Source organism: Pantoea sp. X85, from assembly GCF_029623675.1.
Lineage (GTDB): Bacteria > Pseudomonadota > Gammaproteobacteria > Enterobacterales > Enterobacteriaceae > Pantoea > Pantoea leporis.
This window is the reverse complement of the sequence record NZ_CP121109.1, coordinates 702,929-725,864: the sequence shown is the minus strand read 5'-3', so window position 1 is coordinate 725,864 and position 22,936 is coordinate 702,929. Positions and strand designations below refer to the sequence as shown.

General features: G+C 53.5%; 21 protein-coding genes. 9 read left to right on the top strand and 12 right to left on the bottom strand.

Annotated features, from left to right (window positions below; translation table 11 throughout):
* Positions 1–88 precede the first annotated feature (88 nt).
* Together P6287_RS22915 and P6287_RS22910 are read right to left on the bottom strand one after the other, a co-directional pair.
* Positions 89–397: a CcdB family protein gene (locus P6287_RS22915; RefSeq protein WP_137387189.1), complete on the bottom strand. Its 309-nt coding sequence runs from the start codon at positions 395–397 to the stop codon at positions 89–91.
* A 2-nt stretch (positions 398–399) separates the two neighbouring features.
* On the bottom strand, positions 400–639 hold the full coding sequence (locus tag P6287_RS22910) for a type II toxin-antitoxin system CcdA family antitoxin (RefSeq protein WP_137387190.1): 240 nt from the start codon (positions 637–639) through the stop codon (positions 400–402).
* Between the two features lie 184 nt (positions 640–823).
* On the opposite strand from P6287_RS22910, the gene P6287_RS22905 reads away from it, so the two are divergent.
* Positions 824–1,357: a sterol desaturase family protein gene (locus P6287_RS22905; protein ID WP_101761117.1), complete on the top strand. Its 534-nt coding sequence runs from the start codon at positions 824–826 to the stop codon at positions 1,355–1,357.
* On the opposite strand, the gene crtB is transcribed toward P6287_RS22905, so the two are convergent.
* From crtB to P6287_RS22880, 5 genes are read right to left on the bottom strand one after another with little or no spacing between them, the layout of a single operon-like run.
* A complete protein-coding gene (crtB, locus tag P6287_RS22900; protein WP_217547671.1) occupies positions 1,296–2,225 on the bottom strand; it encodes a 15-cis-phytoene synthase CrtB in 930 nt (309 codons plus the stop codon). The two genes, P6287_RS22905 and crtB, sit on opposite strands and share 62 nt — an antisense overlap.
* Positions 2,222–3,703 carry a phytoene desaturase gene (locus P6287_RS22895; protein WP_277975134.1) on the bottom strand — a complete coding sequence of 494 codons (1,482 nt, stop codon included), beginning with the start codon at positions 3,701–3,703 and terminating at the stop codon, positions 2,222–2,224. Before P6287_RS22895 ends, crtB begins: the two co-directional genes overlap by 4 nt.
* Entirely contained in the window at positions 3,700–4,866 is a 1,167-nt protein-coding gene (crtY, locus tag P6287_RS22890; protein WP_277975133.1) for a lycopene beta-cyclase CrtY, read from the bottom strand. Before crtY ends, P6287_RS22895 begins: the two co-directional genes overlap by 4 nt.
* A complete protein-coding gene (locus P6287_RS22885) occupies positions 4,866–6,143 on the bottom strand; it encodes a glycosyltransferase (RefSeq protein WP_277975132.1) in 1,278 nt (425 codons plus the stop codon). The genes crtY and P6287_RS22885 overlap by 1 nt, the downstream gene beginning before the upstream one ends.
* A gap of 14 nt (positions 6,144–6,157) precedes the next feature.
* The gene (locus P6287_RS22880; protein ID WP_101761112.1) at positions 6,158–7,063 is read right to left on the bottom strand and encodes a polyprenyl synthetase family protein; all 906 of its coding nucleotides are present in this window, start codon (positions 7,061–7,063) and stop codon (positions 6,158–6,160) included.
* Positions 7,064–7,319: 256 nt separating this feature from the next.
* Between P6287_RS22880 and P6287_RS22875 the strand changes: the two genes are divergently transcribed.
* From P6287_RS22875 to P6287_RS22860, 4 genes are all read left to right on the top strand, one after another.
* Complete coding sequence (locus P6287_RS22875; protein ID WP_277975131.1) at positions 7,320–7,781, top strand: helix-turn-helix domain-containing protein; 462 nt, start codon at positions 7,320–7,322, stop codon at positions 7,779–7,781.
* Positions 7,781–8,356 (top strand): PIN domain-containing protein, encoded by a 576-nt coding sequence (locus tag P6287_RS22870; protein ID WP_277975130.1) that lies wholly within the window; start codon positions 7,781–7,783, stop codon positions 8,354–8,356. The genes P6287_RS22875 and P6287_RS22870 overlap by 1 nt, the downstream gene beginning before the upstream one ends.
* Before the next feature lie 141 nt (positions 8,357–8,497).
* Positions 8,498–9,439, top strand: a complete 942-nt coding sequence (locus P6287_RS22865) for a 2-hydroxyacid dehydrogenase (RefSeq protein WP_277975129.1) — start codon at positions 8,498–8,500, stop codon at positions 9,437–9,439.
* A 118-nt stretch (positions 9,440–9,557) separates the two neighbouring features.
* Complete coding sequence (locus tag P6287_RS22860) at positions 9,558–10,739, top strand: FAD-binding oxidoreductase (protein WP_277975128.1); 1,182 nt, start codon at positions 9,558–9,560, stop codon at positions 10,737–10,739.
* Between the two features lie 41 nt (positions 10,740–10,780).
* Here the strand turns inward: P6287_RS22860 and P6287_RS22855 are convergent, their stop codons facing one another.
* Positions 10,781–12,208: a trehalose-6-phosphate synthase gene (locus P6287_RS22855; protein WP_277975127.1), complete on the bottom strand. Its 1,428-nt coding sequence runs from the start codon at positions 12,206–12,208 to the stop codon at positions 10,781–10,783.
* Between the two features lie 439 nt (positions 12,209–12,647).
* On the opposite strand from P6287_RS22855, the gene P6287_RS22850 reads away from it, so the two are divergent.
* Positions 12,648–13,139, top strand: coding sequence for a GNAT family N-acetyltransferase (locus P6287_RS22850; RefSeq protein ID WP_277975126.1), 492 nt, complete (start codon positions 12,648–12,650; stop codon positions 13,137–13,139).
* A gap of 102 nt (positions 13,140–13,241) precedes the next feature.
* Here the strand turns inward: P6287_RS22850 and P6287_RS22845 are convergent, their stop codons facing one another.
* Positions 13,242–13,949: a phage antirepressor KilAC domain-containing protein gene (locus P6287_RS22845; protein WP_277975352.1), complete on the bottom strand. Its 708-nt coding sequence runs from the start codon at positions 13,947–13,949 to the stop codon at positions 13,242–13,244.
* Between the two features lie 337 nt (positions 13,950–14,286).
* On the opposite strand from P6287_RS22845, the gene P6287_RS22840 reads away from it, so the two are divergent.
* On the top strand, positions 14,287–15,279 hold the full coding sequence (locus tag P6287_RS22840; protein WP_277975125.1) for a capsular polysaccharide synthesis protein: 993 nt from the start codon (positions 14,287–14,289) through the stop codon (positions 15,277–15,279).
* A 4-nt stretch (positions 15,280–15,283) separates the two neighbouring features.
* Here P6287_RS22840 and P6287_RS22835 read toward each other — a convergent pair whose 3' ends face one another.
* Positions 15,284–16,138, bottom strand: a complete 855-nt coding sequence (locus tag P6287_RS22835) for a helix-turn-helix transcriptional regulator (RefSeq protein WP_110867004.1) — start codon at positions 16,136–16,138, stop codon at positions 15,284–15,286.
* A 115-nt stretch (positions 16,139–16,253) separates the two neighbouring features.
* Between P6287_RS22835 and P6287_RS22830 the strand changes: the two genes are divergently transcribed.
* A complete protein-coding gene (locus P6287_RS22830) occupies positions 16,254–17,663 on the top strand; it encodes an MFS transporter (protein ID WP_210080063.1) in 1,410 nt (469 codons plus the stop codon).
* 214 nt (positions 17,664–17,877) lie between these two features.
* Complete coding sequence (gene bamA / locus P6287_RS22825; RefSeq protein ID WP_277975124.1) at positions 17,878–20,310, top strand: outer membrane protein assembly factor BamA; 2,433 nt, start codon at positions 17,878–17,880, stop codon at positions 20,308–20,310.
* A 205-nt stretch (positions 20,311–20,515) separates the two neighbouring features.
* Here the strand turns inward: bamA and P6287_RS22820 are convergent, their stop codons facing one another.
* Positions 20,516–21,592 carry a glycosyltransferase family 9 protein gene (locus tag P6287_RS22820; protein ID WP_277975123.1) on the bottom strand — a complete coding sequence of 359 codons (1,077 nt, stop codon included), beginning with the start codon at positions 21,590–21,592 and terminating at the stop codon, positions 20,516–20,518.
* A gap of 256 nt (positions 21,593–21,848) precedes the next feature.
* Complete coding sequence (gene ugpC, locus P6287_RS22815; RefSeq protein ID WP_277975122.1) at positions 21,849–22,934, bottom strand: sn-glycerol-3-phosphate ABC transporter ATP-binding protein UgpC; 1,086 nt, start codon at positions 22,932–22,934, stop codon at positions 21,849–21,851.
* Between the last annotated feature and the right edge of the window lie 2 nt (positions 22,935–22,936).

The window sequence follows — 22,936 nt, the reverse complement described above, 5'->3', positions numbered from 1 at the left end:
TGCGTTGGTTGACGTTAACGCTTACGCAGCGGCGATTAACTGCTGAAAGGAGGGCAATACTAACGAGGGGCTTTTAGGATGTAAAGTATCAAAACCCATCAAAGACAAAATCAACCGAGTCTTTAATCCGCTGGCGATACACACGTGCATCCATCACCTGATCGCCTAGAAGCGACACGCGCACACTGGCCATTTCGTGAGTCATGACCAGAAATTCCTCGCCTTCAACCTTGATTACCGGATTAAGTCGTTCAACTTGCTTTTTTTTAAACTGGTTTAGAGGGTAGAGCGGGATAACGATTCGTGACGCCAGTTCGCCGATAATCTCACTTTGAACGTCTACCAGATAAGGGTACTCGCTGTTCCTATTGGTATTGCGATAAATAAAATATTGCATGTCTAAAACGTCCTGTATTCATCCGACAATAAACCGTGTTCTTCGGTTATGCGATTGAGTTCCTGCAAACCTTCACTGTTTTCACGCTTCCATCTTTCCGCTTCGGTTGTGCGAATTTCATAATGTAAAGCTTTAGATAAGATGGCGGATAAATTGAGCCCTGCTTCTCTAGCCTGCTCGAGTAATGCAGGTTCAAGTGTCACGCTGACAGTTTTTTTTTGTCTTACGGCTGTAGAAGGCATAAATCCCCCGTGTAGTTAACACGTGTATAAATCAGTGTGGTGAGTATGGGTGAAATCTGCGCTTTCTGCAATGCAGCTTTCTAACGTGTTGTGGACTTTTAAAATTTCTAAACATGGTAAACCTTGCGCCATCGCTCATCCGCGTCCACCTTTAGTATTTCCCTTTTCCACAAATGGACGAACAATGATCTGGTTATGGAACGTGCTTATCTTGCTGGCAACCGTGGTGGTGATGGAAATCGTCGCGGCGCTGTCGCATAAATACATCATGCACGGTTGGGGTTGGGGCTGGCATTTGTCGCACCACGAACCGCACAGCGGCAAGTTTGAACTTAACGATCTGTATGCGGTGGTGTTTGCGGTGCTGGCGATCGTGCTGATCTATGTCGGCGTGCAAGGCATGTGGCCGCTGCAGTGGATTGGTGCCGGGATGACGACCTACGGCGCGCTTTACTTCATGGTGCACGATGGCCTGGTGCATCAACGCTGGCCGTTTCGCTATATCCCGCGCAAAGGCTATCTCAAGCGCTTATACATGGCGCACCGCATGCATCATGCAGTGCGCGGGCGTGAAGGCTGCGTGTCGTTTGGTTTCCTCTACGCGCCACCGCTCAATAAGCTGCAAGCCACGCTGCGTCAGCGCCACGGGAGAAAAATCAACGAGGACGCTGCCACAGACCAGCCGGACGTGGCGCCGGACGAGCCACACGCGAAGTGATCGCCAGGCCGGCCCCTTTCACCAGCAGCGCCAGTTTTTCGCTGCGGCTGGTGCGCTGTCGTGAATCCCAGGCGTGAACACCGGCGTGCTGAACTTTCACCCCGATTTCGCGATAAACACCGCGTGCCGTCGCGATGGCCCACGCCGAGCGCAGCGGCAAACCCGGCAAGCCGAACCGCGCCGAGTGATAATAGGGTTCCGCTTCCGTCACTAAACGCGCAGCCAGCGTGGCCAGCGCCGCACGATGTTGCGGTGCTGTCAGCGTATCGGCGCGTAATCCCGCCTGATCGAGCCAGGCTTGCGGCAGATAGCAGCGACCATTTTCGGCATCTTCGACGATATCGCGCGCAATGTTAGTAAGCTGGAACGCCAGCCCTAAATCGCAGGCGTGATCGAGCACCGCTTCGTCGCGCACGCCCATTACGCGCGCCATCATCAAACCGACTACGCCCGCGACGTGATAGCAGTAACGCAGCGTGTCGTCGAAACTCGTATAGTGTTCGTCGCGCGCATCCATGGCGAAGCCTTCCAGATGATCAAACGCCAGCTGTTGCGGCAGTTGATGAATAAGCGCCACTTCCTGAAACGCCCTAAACGCCGGTTCATCCATGTGCGCGCCGCTGTAGGCGCGGCGGGTTTCAATCTGCAGATGCTGCATGCGTGCCTGTGCATCTTCGACCGCATGCTGCGTGCCGCCTTCGCCCAGCGTTTGCCCATCAATCACATCGTCACAATGACGACACCATGCATACAGCATCAGCGTGCTGCGGCGTGTCGGTGCATCAAACAGCCTGGCGGCGGTGGCGAAACTCTTCGAGCCCACCGCCATGGTTTGTGTCACTTGCTCGAGTAAAGGCTGTCGATTCATTCAGCGCGATCCTCCAGCATCAGCTGAGCGGTGGCCTTGGCGGAACCAATTACGCCGGGCACGCCCGCGCCCGGATGCGTACCCGCACCCACCAGATAGAGATTGCTGATATCGGCATCGCGGTTATGCGGTCGGAACCAGGCGCTTTGCGTCAAAATTGGCTCCAGCGAAAATGCCGAGCCGTGATGAGCATGCAGCGTGTCGCGAAAATCAAACGGCGTAAACATTCTGTGTGTCACTAATTGCTGACGTAATCCCGGCATGTAGTGCTGCTCCAGATAAGCAAAAATTCGATCGCGCAAGCGCGGTCCTTCCTGTTGCCAGTCGATGTCAGCGGTGCCGAGATGCGGCACCGGCGCTAACACATAAAAGCTGCCGCAGCCGGGTGGTGCCAGTGACGGATCGCTGCTGCAGGGCGCGTGCAGGTAGAGTGAAAAATCCTCTGCCAGTTTGCTGCTATTAAAAATCTCATCAATCAATTCGCGATAGCGCGGACCAAAACAGACGGTGTGATGCGCGAGCTGTTCATGCGGCTGATTGAGGCCAAAATAGAGCACAAACAGCGAGTTGCTCATGCGCTTACGCTTGAGCGATGTCGCACGTTTCATTGCTAGCGGATGATGGCGTAGCAGCTTGTCGTAGGTATGCACCACGTCGGCATTGGAGGCTACGGCTGCGGCATCGAAGCGTCGTCCATCCTTTAACTGGACGCCGCTAATACGATTTTCATTGGTTTCCAGCTGGCTCACTTCGGCATTCAGTAACAGCTCGCCACCCAGATCCTCAAACAGTCGCGCCATGCCCTTCACCAGCGCGCCGGTGCCACCGCGCGGAAACCACACGCCCCATTCACGTTCCAGTGCATGAATTAAGGTATAGATTGATGACGTTGCAAAAGGATTACCGCCCACCAGCAATGAGTGGAATGAAAACGCCTGCCGCAGGTGATCGTCCTGAATAAATTTCGCCACCATGCTGTAGACGCTGCGCCACGCCTGCAAACGTCCCAGCTGCGGTGCAACACGCAGCATGTCACGCACCTGCAGAAACGGCACCGTGCCGAGTTTCAGATAACCCTCTTTGAATACCTCGCGCGAATAGGCGAGGAACTGACGATAACCGGCGACATCCTGTGGATTGAAGGTAGCGATCTGCTGCTCCAGCAACGGCTGATTGTTGTCATAGTCGAGCTGTTTGCCATCTTCCCAGCACAGGCGATAGAAGGGCGTGACCGGCATCAGCTCGACGTAATCGCTTAGCGATTTTCCCGACAGCGTGAACAACTCTTCGATAGCGCTGGGATCGGTGATCACCGTGGGCCCGGCATCAAAGGTAAAGCCGCTATCTTCAAACACATAGGCGCGTCCGCCCGGTTTGTCGCGCTGCTCGAGTAAGGTGGTTGGTATGCCCGCCGCTTGAAGGCGAATCGCCAGCGCCAGGCCGCCAAAGCCTGCGCCAATCACATAAGTGCGTTTCATTTTTTCTTCCCTGGTTCGACAGAATTCAACAGCGCGTGCAGCGCTTCACCGATGGGCACCGGCGGCTTGCCGCACAGAATCCGCGCTTTATCATGCAGACGAAGTTGTCCGGCGTAAAAGCGGCTAATTAACCCGGCATTGAGCCGGTAAAAACGTTGCATTACACGCCAGCGCTGCTGCGGCTTACCGGCCAAAAACAGCATGCGGTTCAGCAGGCGGAAAAATCGCTGCTCGCGCCACTGCTGACGGGCAAAGCGTTCGATATGTTGACTGAGCGTGCTGGCATCGGTGGGCAACAGCGTGGCTACCAACTCCGCCAGCGCCACGGCGGACGGCAAAGAATAACCGGTTGTCGCGTGAAACAGTCCGGCGCGCAGGCCGCTGCATGGCTGGCCGCGCTGCTGTTGCCAGAATCGATCAATATTGCCGCTCAGGGTAATCGGTAATATGCCGTGCTCTTCACGCAGCAGTGTGCCAGGCCGCCAACCTTGCTGTTTGGCGTAGTCAGCGATGTGCTGACGAGCGGAGTTCTCCGCCAGCGTAGGTTGATTAACGTAATGCGTATCTTCAATCAGTAACCGATCGGCGCTGAGCGGCAGCGTGTAAACAAAACGATAGCCCGCTTGTTGATCGACGGTGGCATCCATCAGGATCGGCTGCTGCAGGCCGTGCGGCTGCGCCAGCTGCCACTCTTGTCCAAGAAACACCTGATAACCCAGTTGTAGATGCGGCGTTGGCTGCAGGCCGCGGCCATCAATCACCACCTGCGCATCAAGTTCACGGCCATCCGCCAGCGTCACCTGTGTGGGTTTTACCTGTTTAACGGCAGCATTTGTCCACAGATCGTCACCCATCGCCGCGAGTAGATGCCGGGCAAAATCGTCTGACGCGATGGAACAATAATCCCCGTCCAGGTTGCGGCGCAACGCGGGAAAACGCACCTGATAGCCAGGCCAACGCGCCGTGATCAGCGGCTGCAGCCAGCGCAGCTGATCGGCGCTAAGATCGCTCTGATGAAATGACCAGGTATGATTGCCTGCCGGATGTGCGTCGCTCTCCAGCAACAGGCATTTGAGCTGCGGCTGCAGTTGCCGCAGACGCAGCGCAATCAAACCGTTTGCCAGTCCGGCACCGACCAGAATCACATCGTAGTGCGCACGCATCAGGTAGCCTCCGCCAGCACAACTTGTTGCTGGCACAGCGCTTGTTCGACGATGTCGGCCGCACGCTGGCAACCGCCTGCGCGCTGCAACTGTGCCTGTATCGCTGACATCCGTAACGCGTAGCGATCGTCGGTAAGTAATTGTTGCAGATGCTGCTCCAGTTGATGAACGCGGTTAAAGCGCGATGCGCGCCGTCCAACGCCATGCCACTCAATGCGCGCGGCCACGCCGGGTTGATCAAAGGCAATGGGCAGCGCCAGCATCGGCGTACCGCATTCCAGCGCTTCCAGCGCGCTGTTTAATCCGGCATGAGTAATAAAAAGCTGCGCGTGTTGCAGGGCGGCACGTTGATCGACAAAATCCGTCACCCACGCTGCACCAGCCAGTTGCAACTTGTGCACCTGATCGGCGTTCAATCCCCCACAATGAGCGATCACCAGCGAAAGTTGCTGGCGGCGGCACGCCTGTGCCAGATGCAAAAACAGGCGGAAGCGATGGCCTTGCAGCGTACCCAGCGAGGCGTAAACCACCGGCTGGCGCAGCGCCGGCCAGGGCGCATTGAGCGGCGCTGCCGCAAGCGGCGCGCGCAGTTGTCCGACGGCGTGATAGCAGGCCGGCAGTTGCTGACGCGGAAAATCAAAGGCGGGCACCATCTGGCTGATTTGTGCCAGCGGCGAAAGGCACTGATGCAATCCGCGCCGCTCCGTCAAATTGAACGCCCGCGCGTGTTTGAGGATGACGTCGCCGTGGCGACGCATGATGCGATCATAGATATCGCTGCTGGCCTGAAAACGTTTCAGCGCTTTTTCATCCTGAGCATAACGGAAGGGCATCACCGCCAGCGGAATGCCGGCTTCACGGTTGACCGGTAGGGCGCAGGCCACCGAAACAAACGGCAGATGCAGCGCTTCAGCGACTAATCCGCCTGCTGCTTCCATTTCATCAGCGATCACACCATCAATGTTCAACGATTTCAGTACCGCTGGTAGTTCTCGGCACAGCATATCGGTGCAGGAGGCGAGATCGTTGATTACGCGAAACAGCGACAGGCCGCCCGGCGAAGCCAGCCGATGCAGCACGGGCGCCAGCGAACCGGCCGGATGCGTTTGCTGGCCTACTGCAACGAAATTAATGCGTTCGTCGCTGAGCAAAGTGCGGGCGTCGGCTTGCTGGATGAAGGTGATGCGATGGCCACGCGCCAGCAGCGTTTGTGCTAACGCCTGCAACGCGTGAAAGTGGCTGTAAAGCGGCGGCGCGATCACCGCAAAGTGGCCCAACGGCTTAGCCGCGCTCAGTTGAACATCGCTAGCTGTTGATTAAACAGCGCGTGCATGTATTGGCGAGTGGCGATGCCGCGATGGCAGGCGCAGGCAAGGTGTGCATCGGCACTGCGCAGATGATCGCGCAGACGACGTTCTGCGCCGTCAGCCCCGAGCATCTGTACCAGCGTGGATTTACCCTGATCCTGATGCACATCTTTGCCGGTGTGTTTGCAGCCGTCGGCGAGGTCGTCGAGCAGCTGAAACGCCTGGCCCAAATCCTGAGCAAAGAAGCTAAGACGTTGCCGCACCTGCGGTGAAGCGTCAGCGGCAATCGCCGCCATTTGCAGCGTGGCGCGAAACAGCACGCTGGTTTTCAGTTCATTGGTCAAGGCGATCGCTTCCGGACTGCGGCTCTGGGTGCCATCGTGCAGATCCTGAAACTGCCCTTGCACTAATCCCTGCAGGCCCACGGCGGCGGAGAGTTCGGCAATCGCTTCAGATTTGTGCACCGCAGGCAAATCGGGTGCGATGGCAATCACTTCAAATGCGCGGCTCAGCAGCGCGACGGCGGCGAGAATCGCCACGTTTTCACCAAACTCACGATGCACGGTAGGGCGACCACGGCGCATCTGCGCATTATCCATTGATGGGATGTCATCCAGAATCAGCGATGCCGCGTGCACCATTTCCACGGCACAGGCGAGATCGAGAATGCCATTTTGCGTCAGCTCGCAACCCATATCGCGCGCTGCCAGCATCAGTAATAAAGGACGGATGCGCTTGCCCTGCGCCAGCGTACCGGCACGCATCGCGGCACGCACGCGATCGCTTTGCTGTCCTGCAGGCAGTAAATGTTCGAGATGCGCCTGTAAAATTTGCTGCAGCTGAAGCAGTTCGCTTGTCTGATGCGCTGTGCTATCGACATGGGTGGTCATAATGGCTATCCATGGTTGATGAAATTATTATGCTTTTTGATTAACCGTAGACTGCGTAAGGTAAGTTTGCCAGCGAGGGCAGCGTGGTTAAACCATTCCAAACCCGATAATGGATGAGAATTACGTAGAGAAGTAATGCTCAAGCGTCGGCTAAAGAGAGATCATTTCGTTTATTTCGAATATTGATTGTTTCGTTTATTGCGATTATCATTCGGTGACTGCAATTTGAAACCACAAACTATCAATTGGAAAACGCATGAAACACTCAATTCTGGATAGCTTGAGCCTTCCGGCTCCGAAGGAGATTGAGGCCGCTTCGCGCGGGCAGAGGGAGCTCGCAACTTATCTATCCACCAAGCAGGAAACGCAAAAAATATCGATTCAGGATGCGCACAACGAAACGCATCAGATTGAGCTGCCAACGTCTGCCCTGACACTACTCATGGCTGTTTTGGGCGAGTTGGCGGTGGGAAATGCGGTTCAGGTTGTGCCTGTACACGCTGAATTAACTACGCAGGAAGCGGCAAATATTTTAAACGTTTCACGCCCACATTTGGTGAAACTGTTAGAGCAAGGTCAGCTTCCGTACCATAAAACAGGTCGCCATCGTCGCGTGCTTTTTGCGGATCTTATGCAGTTTAAAGACAAACGTGCGCAAGAGAGCAATGATGCAATGCAGGAATTGGCAAACCAGGGACAGGATCTCAATCTCTACTGATGAACCATTCACCCTATGCCGTTGTACTGGATGCATGTGTGTTGTATCCATCCATACTGCGCGATGTACTGCTTCGCCTCGGTCTGACCGGGCTCTACCAGCCAAAATGGACGGCCACCATTCAGGATGAATGGAAGCGTAATTTACGCACTAACAGACCAGATATTGCTGAAGATCAGTTGGCGCGCACGCAGACATTGATGAATAAAGCGCTTCCAGATGTAATGGTATCGGGATTTGAACCGCTTATTTCTGGCATTACATTACCTGATTCCAATGACTGCCATGTTGTCGCTGCCGCTATACGGTGTAAAGCTGAAGTGATTGTCACAATGAATCTGAAGGATTTCCCGAGAAACCTCATGGCTGAATTCGAAATTGAAGCTCTTCATCCTGACGAATTCATCATGGATCTGTTCGACTTAAATCAGGCGCTGGTTTTGAAGGCAGTGAATGCGCAACGCGCGAGTTTTAGACAACCAGCAATGGGCGTTACGGTTTATCTGGATTCGTTATTACGCCAGGGTTTACCGATGACAGTAAGCGCATTAGATAAGTTTCGTTTTCTCATTTAGCAACGATTAAATCATTACGCTGCTGCACGGCATGCCATCTATTTCCGCGTGATCTTATCAGCGAAAAAAGTAACAGCAACGCCGTAACATAAATAACTCCGTTAGGCTGGTGGTCAATAAATACCGCTAATGGAACATAAAATGACGAATACCAAACCTGCCGTGCTGATTATTCAGCCGCTAATGCCGCAGTTAGATGAAAAGCTCACGCAACATTTCCATTGCCATCGTTTATATGAGCAGCATGACGCAATGCTATTTATCCAGCAGCATGGCAAAGCGATCAATGCCATCGTTACGCGCGGCGATGTCGGGGTGGAAACGGCACTGCTGGAGCAACTGCCGGAGTGTAAAGTCATTACTGTATTCGGTGTCGGCACCGATCGTATTGACCTGAAATACACTGCCGAAAACGATATTCAGGTCAGCATTACCCGCGACATTCTGACTGACGATGTTGCCGATTTGGCAATGACAATGACGCTGGCGTTCTCGCGTAATTTGGTGGCTTACCATCAGTTTGCGAAATCCGGGGCATGGGAAAATAACGGCGTCGAACTCTCCAGCCGCGCCAGCGGAAAAAGAATTGGCATCGCCGGGTTGGGCGCGATTGGCTTAGCCATCGCGCGCCGTGCCGAAGCCTTTGGTATGGAAGTGGCATATACCGCGCGTTCGGCGAAAGACGTCAGCTATAAGCGCTGCGATACGATCGAACAACTCGCCACCTTTAGCGATTTTCTGGTGCTGGCACTGCCGGGCAGCAAAGAGAATGTGCAACTGGTCAACGCGAAGGTGCTGGCGGCGCTCGGCCAAGAGGGCGTAGTGATCAATATTGCGCGTGGCACAGTAATCAATGAACCCGACTTGATCGCTGCACTGCAGCAGGGAATCATTAAAGGGGCGGCGCTGGATGTGTATCCGGATGAGCCAAAAATTAATCCCGCGCTGCGTGAACTAAATAATGTGCTGTTAACGCCGCATATTGCCAGCGCAACTCACGAAACGCGTGCGCAAATGACCAATAATGTGCTGGAGAATTTACGGGCCTATTTGGCCGATGGGAAGATTCTGACATCGGTATAATTTAAGCATCCGGATTAAGACGTAATTCTTATATCCTGCGTAATAATCCCTATTTAGCGATAGCAATTTTCGTTCAGCCAGGCTGTTATGATATCGGCACTTAATTCAGGAGCCCATTATGACAGCACAGAAAATTGCAATTATTGGCGGCGGCGTTATCGGATTGGCGGTGGCGCGCGCCTTAGCGTTGCAGGGCGTTGAAGTCACCGTTTTCGAACAACAGCACATTGGCGCGGGCACCAGCAGCACGACGTTTGCCTGGGTAAACTCCAATGGCAAACAGCCGCGCAGTTATCACCTGCTTAATGCGCTCTCGATGGAAGAGCACCTCAAACTGCAGCAAGCGCAGCCGAACGGATTGCGCTGGCTGGAAACTGGCGGTACATGGGAGTGGGCCGCCGTGGGCGATGCGCAGCAACGTTTGCTGCAGCGTGCCACGTCGCTGCAATCAGCAGGTTATGCGGCGCGTGAAGTGTCGCCAGCAGATGTGCTGCGCGATATTCCGGAGCTGCGGGCGCAGGCCATCAGCGGCAGCGTGTGGCATTTCCCGACAGAATCGGTGCTGCATCCGGCGCTCTATCTGGCGCGCTTATGGTCAGAAGCCAAAGCGCGCGGTGCGGTGCTGTACCAGCATCAGCGCATCAATAGCATCAGTGAAAGTGCCGATCGGGTTACGCTGCAGCTGGAAAATGGCGAGCAGTGGCAGGGCGATCGTATTGTGTTAGCCACCGGACGCTGGGCCAATCAGCTGCTAAATTCACTGGGACTCAATCTGGCGTTGCTGGATACCAGCAAACCGAACGCGGTGGCTTGTAGTTTCCTGGTGCGCACCGCGCCGCAGCCGTTATCGCTCAATGCCAATCTCATCTCTCCGCAACTTAACGTACGCCCGGACGGCGGCGGACGTTTGCTGCTGCAAGCCTTAGAGTTGGATCACCTGGCCGATTCTGCTGCGCCACCCTCAATCACCAGCGATATTGCCGCGCAGTTCCGCGAGCGTTATCACGCGCTGTTTGCGGATGCGGGCGAGTTGCAGATTGAACAGATTGTGGTGGGGCAACGCGCACGACCTGCCGATGGTTTACCGGCGCTGGGCTATGTCACCGCGCATCAGCGCGTGTATGTGGCGGTGACACACAGCGGTATCACGCTTTCGCCATTGATTGGCAAGCTGGTGGCTGAAGAACTGATCGGCGATGCGGCAAGTGAGCTGCTGAGCGATTTCCGTCCGCAGCGTCTGCTGGGGAAAAGCGTGGAAGCGTTTGCGCCCATCAAGCGTAATTTCCCGGCGGCGCAATAGCGGGATAATTGCCGCCCGCAGGCGGCATCATCCCTTTTGTATCAATAACGCAGTCGGCCACTAAAACCATTCGAAATTATCGCCCCCGAATTCAGGGTTAAATCACATTCCTGCTCTCGCGGTTGCAGCGCGTTGATGAAGCTTTCGGCCCATTTGTGGCAATCATGCAGATGCAGATTTTTTATCAGGCTGGCGTGACGTTCGCGACGCACCGAAAGCGGCATGATAAGCGCGGTATGAATGGCATCGGCGATGGCGTCGGGATCATAGGGATTCACCAACAGCGCGCCCTGCATCTGTTCGGCGGCGCCGGCAAACTGCGACAGAATCAGCACACCGGGATTGGCATGATCCTGCACCGCCACATAGGTTTTCGCCATCAAACTCATCCCGGCTATCAGCGGTGTGACCAGCGCCACGCGCGCCGCGCGGTAAAATCCGCACAGTTCTTCATGCGAATAATGGTTACTCAAATAACTCACTGGATACCAGTTCAGCTCGCCATGCACGCCGTTCATCTCGCCGCAGCGGGTTTCTAAATCGCGCGACAATTCTTTGATGCGATGGCTGTAACCTGACGCCGCAGAAGCCAGCTGCACCATGGAAAATTTGTGGTGATACTCCTCGTGTTGACGCAGTAAAACTTCAATCGCGCTGATGCGGTAGGGCGTGCCGGTGCTGTCGTCAAAATGGCCGCCGCTGAGGATCAGATTCTCCGGTAAGGTTTCGCGACATTGCTGCTCCATATACTGGCAGCTGTTGCTTTCGGCAAGCGCGCTGGTTTCCGCAGTATCAATCCCTACCGGGAATACGCCTACGCGAATCTGGCGACCATGAATACGCAGCGTGTAAGGCGTTTGACGTTCGCAACGGAAGCGGGATTCAACCCAGGCGGTGAAATTGTTCATGTCGTGGGTGGTCTGGAATCCAATCAAATCGGCGCACAGTAATGAATCGGCCAGATAGCGCCAGTTCGGCACCGATTCAAAGGATTGTCCCGCCGGGAAAGGCTGATGGAAAAAGAAGCCGATACGATTTATCAGGCCGGCATCGCGCAGCATTTTAATGCTGGGAATCAGGTGATAATCCTGCAGCCAAATATCATCATCAGGCATGGCATATTCACTGATGGCACGCGTATAGATTTCATTCAGTTTCATATAACTGATTTGGCTGCTGGTGGAAAAACGCGCCATGTCCGGGCGCTGATGAAATACCGGCCACAATCCCTGATGAATATATTGATGATAACCTTCTTCATATTCTGTTTTGGTTAAGCGAAATGTCAGCGTGTCGAATGCTTTGCCGCTAGTAAAATTCAGCTCACGATGAGGTTCAGTGGTAAATGATTCAAACTCGCCACTCCATTTCACCCACATGCCACCGCGACGCGTCAATATGCTTTCATAAATGTTAGAAAGCGTTGAGTGATTATTTTGATTGTGTGATACCAAAATCAAGCCTGACATAGTTTTGACCCGTTGCTTAATCTGCCCGTGAATCGTTGGCAGAGAATTTAAAAAAGGTTGGCGCAGTAAAAATTGCAGCATGCCGCTCATGGTTTACGCTCACAGGCGTTAATGGACCGGTGTGTGTTGACCGCTGACGTTATGCGGATGAACCGCTATTAGTGAGTTCGATACTTTTCATCTCGCACTACCTCTCCGAATCCTTCAGGGCTGTCGATGAAATTAATCTAGCCGAACAACCCGTAAAAATGTCGTAAAAAGACGCTGAGATTTATAAAAATTTAATAGATTTTATTTAGAACCCAGATAAATGTTGGCGATAATTTTTTTGATCACTTTAGATGGCGACTTTAATGGTTTGAGGGGGTACTTATGCGCAAAGACACATTCGGCCTGTTAGAATGACCGCCGTACATAGAGGAATCTAAGAGGTTTAATCGTGTCAACGTTAGTATTTAGAGAAGCCAGGCTGGCAGATGTGGATCGCTGTTACGCGATTGAAATTGAGGCTTACGAAGGTGATGAAGCCGCTACGCGTGAAAAAATTGCTACCCGCATTGCGCAGTATCCACAGGGATTTTTATGTCTGGAAACCAACGACAAGGTGATTGGTTTTATCAACGCCGGTTGTGCGTGGGAGGTGGTGATGTCGGATGAAGCGTTCAAAGAGCTAATCGGCCACGATCCGGCAGCACCCAACGCCGTGATTATGTCGGTGGTGCTTGATCCCGCTTATCAGGGCAAAGGTTATGCGTCGCTGCTGATGCGCCAGTTTATCGAGCTGATGAAGAGAATGGATAAGCGAACCATTCATCTGATGTGCAAAACCCAGCACGTTGAGCTGTATAAAAAATGGGGCTATCAGTACGTCAAACCGTCTGAGTCAGACCACGGTGGCATGGCGTGGCATGAGATGCTGATGAAACTGTAATTCAACAGGTAAATATAACGCTAAGCATTCAATGATCGCACATTCCCTGGCGGCTCGATTTATCGCGCAATAAATTACGCCGCTAGGACACCTGCGCACACTTTATGCAGCCACACCTTTCGGCTGAGCCGACAGATGTCCCGCCCATAAACTGGCCACCCATTTCACGCCTTTGGCGGTGAAACGCGCTTGGGAGAAAGCATGCTGATTCTCGCCACGTCCGGAGCGCAGGGTGAAATATCCCGCCTGTATATGGTGTTGCTGCGGTGCCAGCGTGCCTTTTTCGCGATACATGATGTTGCGTTCTAACAAAAACTCACGAAACTCAGTTTCTTTTACCTTCAACATCTTGCACAGCTGACGAAAGCCGAGCGAATCTTCGATCTCGACAAAGCGATCAAAAAATTCAGCCTTAGGGGCCGATAACGCAAGTTGCTGCTCAGCCGCACGGCGCTGCTCAAATTGCTCCGCCCAGGCGCGGGCCGCTTCCGCCGGATTGGTGAAATCAGGCAGATGGGTAAACTGTTCACGCTGCTGCCAGAGATCGAGTAATTCCGCAGTGAAGCCAGGCGAAAGCCGGGCAACGGCAAGTAATGAATCGCGCTTGTTAAGATGAAACTCCTGACGCACTTCACCCCGATGCTCATAGAGATTCACCGTCAAAGGCTGGGAAAGACGCTGTGCAGTTTCCAGGCTTTTCACCAGGCGCTTCACTTCGCCGTGCGTAATGCCCGTGACATGGGCAATTTCGCGGCTGCTCATCATCATTGATGCATTCAAAGCAGACAGACTTTCCGTTGAGATCATCATCATTATCACCTCTTGCAGACTTACTCAGCCTTGTGGCTGTAGAATAAGTATACTTAATGCTGTTTATATATCCAGTATTATTTTTAACCGTTCACCTAAGATGTTCGGCTTTGCGTAACGTTTCACAAAGCCAGATCCCGCACACCCAGCGCTCTACGTATTCTCTTAAAGTGAGGTTTTAGCGGTTTATTAAATTGTCGCGCTGAATGCTGTTTGATAATTTTGAGCCAATTTTCCGGGCTTTTGTTGGCTTTCTGCAGCATTAGGTGCAGGGCTGATGTGTGCCTTTTTTAACAGCAATAAGTAGTTAACTGGCGGCTGTGCTGCTGGAGAAACGATGAAAAAGAATAAATTTAAAACCCATCTGGTTTCATTAGGTTTACTGGCGGAAAAAAAGCTGACCAAACGCAGAACGCTGCCCGATTACAATCCTGCCGCAGAGCAGGATATCAATTTAGTTGCACGCCAGACCGCGCCCGCGGCCATTCCGCGTCAGATTTGGATGTACTGGGAAAGTGAAACGCTACCGGAAGAGGTGCAGATTTTTGTCGATAAAATCGTGCGCGAAAACCCCGGCTATCAGGTAACCGTCATCAATAACCTGAATATTCAGCACTATCTGCCCGATCTGCACTTCGTGCATCAGGATATGCGCCCTTCACATAAAAGTGACGTAATTCGGCTGGAACTGCTGTATCGCTATGGCGGAATCTGGATGGATGCCACCATCATTCTCAACCGCACGATGGACGAATTGTTAGCGGTGAATGTTGACGATGTTTATGACTTGATCGCCTTTTATCGCGACAGTTCGACGCTGGATAAAGCCTATCCGGTGATTGAATCCTGGTTCCTGGCCGCGCCAAAAAATAACGCCTTTATTGCGCGCTGGTTGCACTTTTTCCGCCCGATTGTTGAAGTGGGCGCCGACGAGTTTTTCCGTCGTTTGCTCGCGCTGCCCAATTACGAAACTATTGTTCAGGGCATCACGCCACCGGATTATTTGGTGGTGTATATCGCGCAGCAGCAGGCGCTGCGTGAGAACAATCAGTACAACTTCTATCTGCGTAAATGCGAAGCCAGCGCGTTGCTATATCAAAGCCTGGTGGAGTGGCGTCCGGTGAAGCTGAGCCGCATGCTGATGGTCGATCGTCTGCCGGCCGTCTTGCCGCCGCTGACCAAACTGACGGGATTTGATCGTAAATATCTCGACACCAACCTGAAATATGGCGTGGTGAATAAAGACAGCTTATTGGGTCAGATTCTGTTAAACAGCCAGAAGGGCACCCGCCCGCAAACACCGGTTCCGGCACTGACGAGCAAGGCATAACGCATCACGGATTGATCAACTGCTGGAGTGCCGCGGCGCTGATTTCATCGTCCGGCACATACACCAGCAGGCGATCGCCGTTGCGTGATGCCGACCACCAGTTATTTTGCCGCAGCGTCATTTCACCCACTTCGTCGCGGTAAAAACGTTTTACGCGATTCTCCACCTGGCCCAATTCATAGCGCTGCCAGGTGTGAGCAAACTCATCTGAACTGTTCAGCAAGCGAGCAAGAAAGCTTTCCCAGTGCGGATCGCCAAGGTGCTCGCCCATCTGCCCGCGAAACATCGCCACCATCTGCGGCATCACTTCATCCCAGTCATTCAGCGCTTTGCGCCAGGTTGGGTGATTGAAGGCCAGCCAGATGCAGTTGCGATCTTCTGGCGCGATTTCGGCTAAATCCACGCCCATCAAGGCACACCACGCGGCGTTGTAACCGATAATATCAAAGCGCGGCGTCTCAATAATCGCCGGTAACTGGATCGCATCGAGCATCTGCTGATTGTGCGCGGCAATTTTGCAGCAGGCGGCCACCACGCGCACCGAGGGCAATGCGTGCCCGGCGAGCGAAAACAGGTGCTGCGTTTCCACATCGTTGCACTGCAACGCGCTAGCGATCGCCGTCAGGGTTTTCGGCGAGGCTTTGATATCGCGTCCCTGTTCCAGCCATGTATACCAGGTCACGCCAACATCCGCTAACTGCGCGACTTCTTCACGGCGTAAACCCGGCGTGCGGCGATGGCGCATACGTGGCAAACCGAGTCGATTAGGATCGAGGTTTTCCCGGCGCGTGCGCAGAAAGGTGCCGAGTAATTTGCGGTTGTTTTGTTCGGTGGTAACAGGCGCGGATGCCAGGCTCATCAGCAGATCCTTCGACAAGACGGGTAGTATTTATACCATGATAATTAAGAACTGGTACCCGTTTAATGGTTAGGTGATGCTATGCCGTACTGACAGCAAAAACAAGGTAAAACCGATGCAGACATCGCAACTTCAACGCACAGGATTAATGGTCCTGCTTGCCGGGCAACTGCTGCCCATGATTGATTTTTCTATCGTTAACGTAGCGTTAGACGCGATGGCCCACACGCTGCAGGCCACGGCGATTGAGCTGGCGCTGATCGTCGCGGTCTACGGCATTGCCTTTGCCATCTGCCTGGCGATGGGCGGACGGCTCGGGGATAACTACGGCCGCCGTCGCGTGTTCCTTGCCGGAGTAGGGATCTTCGGTATTGCATCTTTATTATGCGGCATCGCCAACAGCGTTGGCCTGTTGATGTTTGCCCGCGCGCTGCAAGGCGTGGGCGCGGCCTTTATCGTGCCGCAAATCCTCGCCACGCTGCACATCACGCTGAAGGGCAGAGCGCATGCGCGCGCCATCGGTTTGTACGGCGGCATTGGCGGGCTGGCCTTTATCATCGGTCAGGTGTTGGGCGGATTCCTCATCAAAGCGGATATCGGCGGCTACGGCTGGCGCAGCGTGTTCCTGATTAACCTGCCAATTTGCCTGTTTGTGCTGATCACCGCGCGCCGCTTTGTGCCGGAGACGCAGAACACACAGCGCGTACCGGTGGATGTTAGCGGAACCTTGCTGCTGGCGGGCGCGATTGGTTGCCTGATGCTGGCACTGGCGCTCGGTCCGCTGCTGCATTGGTCGTGGCCGTGCATCTTGCTGCTGGTGCTGTTCCCGCTGTTTCTGCATCGTCTGCGCCAGAGTTCGCTGCGTCTGGAAGCGGCCAACGGCGCGCCGCTGCTGCCGCCTTCACTGCTGCGTCTGCCGAGCGTGCGTTTTGGCCTGACGTTAGCGGTGCTGTTCTTCTCCTGCTGGAGCGGCTTTATGTTTTCCGTCGCGCTGACGCTGCAGGCCGGTTTAGGGCTGACGGCGTTTCAGTCCGGGAACGCGTTTATCGCGCTTGGCGTAGCCTATTTTATCGGGGCGATGCAATCCACGCGCATCGTCGAGCGTTTAGGTAAGCGCGGCGCCTTACTGATGGGCTGCGGCATTCAAATGGTTGGGTTGCTGGCCCTGATCGCCACGCTGCAACTCGCCTGGCCGCAGGTCGGTATTTTCACCCTGATTCCCGCAACGGTGCTGATTGGCTTTGGTCAGTCGTTTATCGTCAGCACCTTCTACCGCATTGGCATGAGCGGCGTGCCGCATCATCAGGCGGGCGCGGGCAGCGCGGTGCTGTCGACGGTGCAGCAATCGGCGTTAGGTTTAGGCCCGATGCTGCTGGGCGGTGTATTCACGCAGATCTATACGCACGGCAATCATCTGGCGGCAATCACCGGTACGCTCGGCGTTGAGTTGGTGATGATGGCATTGCTGGTGATCTTCACCAGCCTCAATCGCCGTACGTTTCAGCCGGTAACGGCAGAAGGGTAATTCTTATGCGGGGATTTTGGCAGGAGCGATGCAGCTTATTGTAAAACAACCGAAAATCCGCGGGTCGCGCTGAATTTACCTTTGGCTCAGCGGTCTTTTTTCCGGAACATATCGCCGCAGTTAACGGGCTGAACCGCGTGTTCAGCCCGTTTTTATGTGGTGCGGAAGCAAGGCGCTTGAATCAGGCACAGGAAAAACGGCAGGCTCACAACAGATGAAGAAGATGTTAACCGGGTTACTTTTAATGGTAACCACCACTGCCTTTGGTGCAGATGATTTCACCCTAAAGGATATTCACTTTGCTGGGCTTCAGCGCGTCGCACCCGGCGCGGCGTTGCTGCATATGCCGCTGCGTGTTGGCGATCGCGTCAATGATGATGATATTCGCAACAGCATCCGCGCGCTGTTCGCCACCGGCAATTTTGACGATGTGCAGGTGCTGCGTGACGGGGATGCGCTGCTGATCAAAGTCAAAGAGCGCCCGGCGATTGCCAGCATCTCATTCTCTGGTAACAAAGCGATTAAAGAGGATCAGCTCAAGCAAAACCTTGATGCCTCGGGCGTGCGCGTGGGTGAAGCGCTGGACCGCACCACGCTATCGGATATGGAAAAAGGGCTGGAAGATTTCTACTTCAGCGCCGGGAAATATACCGCCAGCGTCAAAGCGGTCGTCACGCCGTTGCCGCGCAACCGTGTCGATCTGAAGTTCATTTTCACCGAAGGCGTGTCGGCGAAAATTCAGCAGATCAACATTGTCGGCAACCACGCTTTTTCCGCTGATGAACTGATCTCGCATTTCCAGCTGCGCGACGATGTGCCGTGGTGGAATTTGATCGCCGATCAGAAATACCAGAAACAGAAACTCTCAGGCGATTTAGAGACGCTACGCAGTTATTATCTCGATCGCGGTTACGCACGCTTTAACCTCGATTCCACACAAGTCAGTTTAACGCCGGATAAAAAGCATATTTACTTCACGATAAATATTCATGAAGGCGATGTTTATCATGTTAGCGGCGTAACGCTGAGCGGAAATATGGCCGGCTATTCCGCCGAAATTGAAAAACTGGCGCACATGCCGGCGGGCAGCTTATACAGCGGGGCAAAAATCAGCCAAAACGAAGAGGCAATTAAAAGCCTGCTCGGTCGTTACGGCTATGCGTTCCCGCAGGTGAATACGCAATCGGAAATAGACGACAGCAATAAAACTGTGCAGCTACACGTGAATGTCGATGCCGGGCGGCGCTTCTCAGTGCGACAGGTGCGTTTCTCGGGCAATGACACCTCTAAAGATGCGGTGCTGCGTCGTGAAATGCGCCAGATGGAAGGCGCATGGCTGGCGAGCAATCAGGTGGAGCAGGGCAAGGCGCGCCTTAATCGTACCGGTTATTTCGAAAGCGTAGATGTTGATACGCAGCGCGTGCCGGGCAGCCCGGATCAGGTGGACGTGGTGTACAAAGTGAAGGAGCGCAATACCGGCACCTTCAACGTTGGACTGGGTTACGGCACCGACAGCGGCATCAGTTATCAGCTTGGCGTCAGCCAGGATAACTGGATGGGCACCGGTAATACCGTGAGTTTCAGCGGCACGAAAAATAGCTATCAAACCTATGTCGAAATCGCCGCTACCGATCCCTATTTCACCGTGGATGGCGTGAGTCTTGGCGGCAAACTGTTCTACAACGATTACAGCGCGGAAGATAACGATCTTTCCGAATACACACTGAAGAGCTTCGGCGCGAGTAGCACGTTAAGCTTCCCAATCGGCGAAAACAGCAGCGTGAACAGCGGGCTGGATTACGTCTATAACCGCGTCAGCAATATGGCACCGCAGGTAGCAATGTGGCGCTATCTGGGTTCGCAGGGCATTCATCCAAAAGTCATCACCAGCGATGACGACGATGACGACGCCACCGTGGCGGACAAATTTACCGCCAACGATTTCTTCTGGAACATAGGCTGGAGCTACAACTCGCTGGATCGCGGCTTCTTCCCTACCTCGGGCGTGAGCGCCGGTTTCAACACCAAAGTGACCATTCCAGGTTCCACCAACAGTTATTACAAAAGCACGTTGACCGCAAACGGCTACGTGCCGCTGAGCAGCGACCATCGCTGGGTGCTAATGGGCCGCAGTAAAGCCGGTTACGCCGACGGCTTAGGCGGCAAAGAAGTGCCGTTCTACGACAACTTCTATGCTGGCGGCTCCAGTTCGGTACGCGGATTCTCTTCCAACACCATCGGACCAAAAGCCGCCTATTACCGCTGCAGCGGCAGCGAAAGCAGTTACGGTGCTTGCCCGGTGGAGAAATCGGATGATGCGGTGGGCGGTAATGCGATGGCGGTGGTGAGCGCGGAGCTGATTGTCCCTACGCCGTTTATCAGCGAGCGCTATGCCGATGCGCTGCGCACTTCATTGTTTGTTGATGCCGGCACCGTGTGGGATACCGGCTGGCAGAATACCGCAGCCACCAAAGCGGCGGGAATTCCTGATTACGGCGATCCCAGCCAGATTCGCGTGTCGAGCGGCGTGGCCTTGCAATGGCAGTCGCCGCTGGGTCCGCTGGTGTTTTCGTATGCATTGCCGATTAAAAAATATGAGGGCGATAAGTCGGAGCAGTTCCAGTTTAATATCGGAAAAACCTGGTAGATGTATTTAATCCGTTAAAGGTTGAGAGGAGTTTTACATTATCTTTAAACGGTGAAGACAGAATAAAATAGCCAGTAGGGTAAAATAGTAGTCGTGAAATGCTTAAGGAATGAGTGTTCGCCAATATCGTTGTTATGCATGTGATTAACTATATTTCGCCACCCAATGTTGGGTGGCTTTTTTTCATTAGAGATGATGAAAGTGTTTACGGGAGCTTAAGCATACTTGCTGCCCGGATTGCAGTCTCAACTGCCGGAAAAATTGTGTTGATTGAACAATGACTAATGTAATCATTTTCAACCACTATCTGATTACCCTGAGGATAATTTGGTGCCCAGGTTTTATAGCCGATCAAGCCGGTATCCTTGAGCTTCCTCTTATTATAAAGTGCCACTAGTGGACGATTTAGCGCGTTAGCAATGTGGACGATGGAAGTATCCGTACTCACTACCGCGTCAGAGATGCGGACAATTTCAACTGCGGTATTTATGGTACTTTCTGACATAATTAAAGCACCATGCGCACTGAATGAACGTACTTTGTTGCTCTGCCCGATTACCACAACTTTTATCTCCGGATTAATCGAGTGAATAAAGTAGATGAGAGAGATGACCTGTTCTTCGGAGAAATCTTTATCCGTGGCGCCAGAGAAAGGATTCACAGAAACGACAATATCGCTATCTGTAATTCGAAGGGCATTCTTGACTCTGTTTTGTTCTTTAACACAGCGCCCGAGTTGATAATGAAATGAGGTTTCGTGGATATCGAACAGTGCCAGCACCCGCTTATGGCGTTCAGTGATATGCTTCTCGGCATCAAGATAAGGGATCGATGCATTATAAATACCCGGAAGATTTTTATTAAAGCCAACATGGTGGCTACGTCTCATCAGCCATGCCAGCTTCAGACGTTCATAATCCTGAACATCGTCAAAATCGATGACAACATCAAATTTCTGAGCGTGTAACAGGTCAAGTGACATCCGATTTTTATATTGAATAATCTGATCAAAATAGTCGCAGTTATGGAGCAGTTGCCCGCATACCGGACCAGTGAGCACTGAGACTCTGTAACCTTTTTCTGCGAGTTTAAATGCAGTCCCAGTCGTCACGACCATGTCACCAATTTTGTCGTCGAGACGAAGAATCAATATATTACGCGCTTTAACAGGTTCAAAAGCATCTCGGGTGCGTATAGTTCGGATAAGGCACAATAACACTGTTTTTTTTATTTTTCTAAGCAGGTTGTTTTTATTTCTATTAATCGTTTTCAGGAACCGCATAACAATACCCGCACATATGAAAAGGCCACATTGAAAAATTTAAAAGATGAAACGATGCGGCAAGGATGATCATTGGATGCCTATGTTACCGTTTTCAGTGATTAAAAAAAATCTTTCTGACAGCTCACGAGAACATCCTATTCAGCGCAATGTACGCACTCCAATACGGAAACTAACGATTGGGCGAATAGGATGCTCATGCGCCCCCTAAACAGCAATGACAATCTTAAGGGCCTTTTCTGGCCTGATCACCCACTTAAAGCGACTCAACCAACCTTAATCCCGTCTCCGCATCAAACAGATGAATCTTCTCGGCGTTGAAGCCGAGCCTAATGCTCTCGCCGCTCACCGCCGTGTGGCGACCGGCAATCTGCATATGCAACGGCTGACCGTGCCATTCGAGATGCAACAATGTGGATTCGCCGGTGATCTCCACCACTTTCACCAACGCTGCGGCGTTGCTGCTGGCTTCAAGCAGATCGTGCGGGCGCACGCCTAGCGTCACGGCTGCGCCAGCACGTTCGCGCGCCGCCGCTTGCCAACGCGCGGGCAACGGCTGCCACAGATCCTGGCACTGCACGCCGGGCACGCCATCGCGGGCGATCAGCTGTGCCGGTAACAGGTTCATCGGCGGTGAGCCGATAAAGCGTGCGACAAAGGTATCCGCCGGACGGTCGTAAATCGCCAGCGGCGCGCCTTGCTGCACGATGCGGCCATCCTTCATCACCACAATTTGATCGGCCAGCGTCATCGCCTCAACCTGATCGTGCGTCACATAAACCATGGTGGTTTTGAAACGCTGATGCAGCGATTTGATCTCGGCGCGTAGCTCCATACGCAGCTGCGCATCGAGGTTCGACAGCGGCTCATCGAACAGGAACACCTTGGGATTTCGCACCATCGCGCGGCCCATCGCCACGCGTTGACGCTGTCCGCCTGACAGTGCACGCGGATAGCGTTGCAGCAGCTTATCGATGCCAAGAATTCCGGCGATGCGCGCAATTTTAGTGTGCTGCTCCTCGCGCTTCACCCTCTTCACCTGCATGTGGAACGCCAGATTCTCCGCCACGGTTAAGTGCGGATAGAGCGCATAGCTCTGAAACACCATGGCGATATCGCGATCGGCTGGATCGCGGTCGTTGATTTGCACTTTATCCATCAGGATCGCGCCATCCGACAAGCTCTCCAACCCGGCCAGCAAGCGCAACAGCGTCGATTTTCCGCAGCCGGATGGGCCAACCAGCACGGTAAAACTGCCGTCAGGAATGGTGAGATCGAGCGGATGCAGCACCGACTGTTTTGCGTAGCGTTTGGCCACTTTTACGAGTTCAACACTGGCCATAA

Bases quoted from the DNA above. Each gene is read 5' to 3' on its own strand.
- P6287_RS22915 (WP_137387189.1), bottom strand. From the start codon at position 397: ATGCAATATTTTATTTATCGCAATACCAATAGGAACAGCGAGTACCCT.
- P6287_RS22910 (WP_137387190.1), bottom strand. From the start codon at position 639: ATGCCTTCTACAGCCGTAAGACAAAAAAAAACTGTCAGCGTGACACTT.
- P6287_RS22905 (WP_101761117.1), top strand. From the start codon at position 824: ATGATCTGGTTATGGAACGTGCTTATCTTGCTGGCAACCGTGGTGGTG.
- crtB (WP_217547671.1), bottom strand. From the start codon at position 2,225: ATGAATCGACAGCCTTTACTCGAGCAAGTGACACAAACCATGGCGGTG.
- P6287_RS22895 (WP_277975134.1), bottom strand. From the start codon at position 3,703: ATGAAACGCACTTATGTGATTGGCGCAGGCTTTGGCGGCCTGGCGCTG.
- crtY (WP_277975133.1), bottom strand. From the start codon at position 4,866: ATGCGTGCGCACTACGATGTGATTCTGGTCGGTGCCGGACTGGCAAAC.
- P6287_RS22880 (WP_101761112.1), bottom strand. From the start codon at position 7,063: ATGACCACCCATGTCGATAGCACAGCGCATCAGACAAGCGAACTGCTT.
- P6287_RS22875 (WP_277975131.1), top strand. From the start codon at position 7,320: ATGAAACACTCAATTCTGGATAGCTTGAGCCTTCCGGCTCCGAAGGAG.
- P6287_RS22870 (WP_277975130.1), top strand. From the start codon at position 7,781: ATGAACCATTCACCCTATGCCGTTGTACTGGATGCATGTGTGTTGTAT.
- P6287_RS22865 (WP_277975129.1), top strand. From the start codon at position 8,498: ATGACGAATACCAAACCTGCCGTGCTGATTATTCAGCCGCTAATGCCG.
- P6287_RS22860 (WP_277975128.1), top strand. From the start codon at position 9,558: ATGACAGCACAGAAAATTGCAATTATTGGCGGCGGCGTTATCGGATTG.
- P6287_RS22855 (WP_277975127.1), bottom strand. From the start codon at position 12,208: ATGTCAGGCTTGATTTTGGTATCACACAATCAAAATAATCACTCAACG.
- P6287_RS22845 (WP_277975352.1), bottom strand. From the start codon at position 13,949: ATGATGATCTCAACGGAAAGTCTGTCTGCTTTGAATGCATCAATGATG.
- P6287_RS22840 (WP_277975125.1), top strand. From the start codon at position 14,287: ATGAAAAAGAATAAATTTAAAACCCATCTGGTTTCATTAGGTTTACTG.
- P6287_RS22835 (WP_110867004.1), bottom strand. From the start codon at position 16,138: ATGAGCCTGGCATCCGCGCCTGTTACCACCGAACAAAACAACCGCAAA.
- P6287_RS22830 (WP_210080063.1), top strand. From the start codon at position 16,254: ATGCAGACATCGCAACTTCAACGCACAGGATTAATGGTCCTGCTTGCC.
- bamA (WP_277975124.1), top strand. From the start codon at position 17,878: ATGAAGAAGATGTTAACCGGGTTACTTTTAATGGTAACCACCACTGCC.
- P6287_RS22820 (WP_277975123.1), bottom strand. From the start codon at position 21,592: ATGCGGTTCCTGAAAACGATTAATAGAAATAAAAACAACCTGCTTAGA.
- ugpC (WP_277975122.1), bottom strand. From the start codon at position 22,934: ATGGCCAGTGTTGAACTCGTAAAAGTGGCCAAACGCTACGCAAAACAG.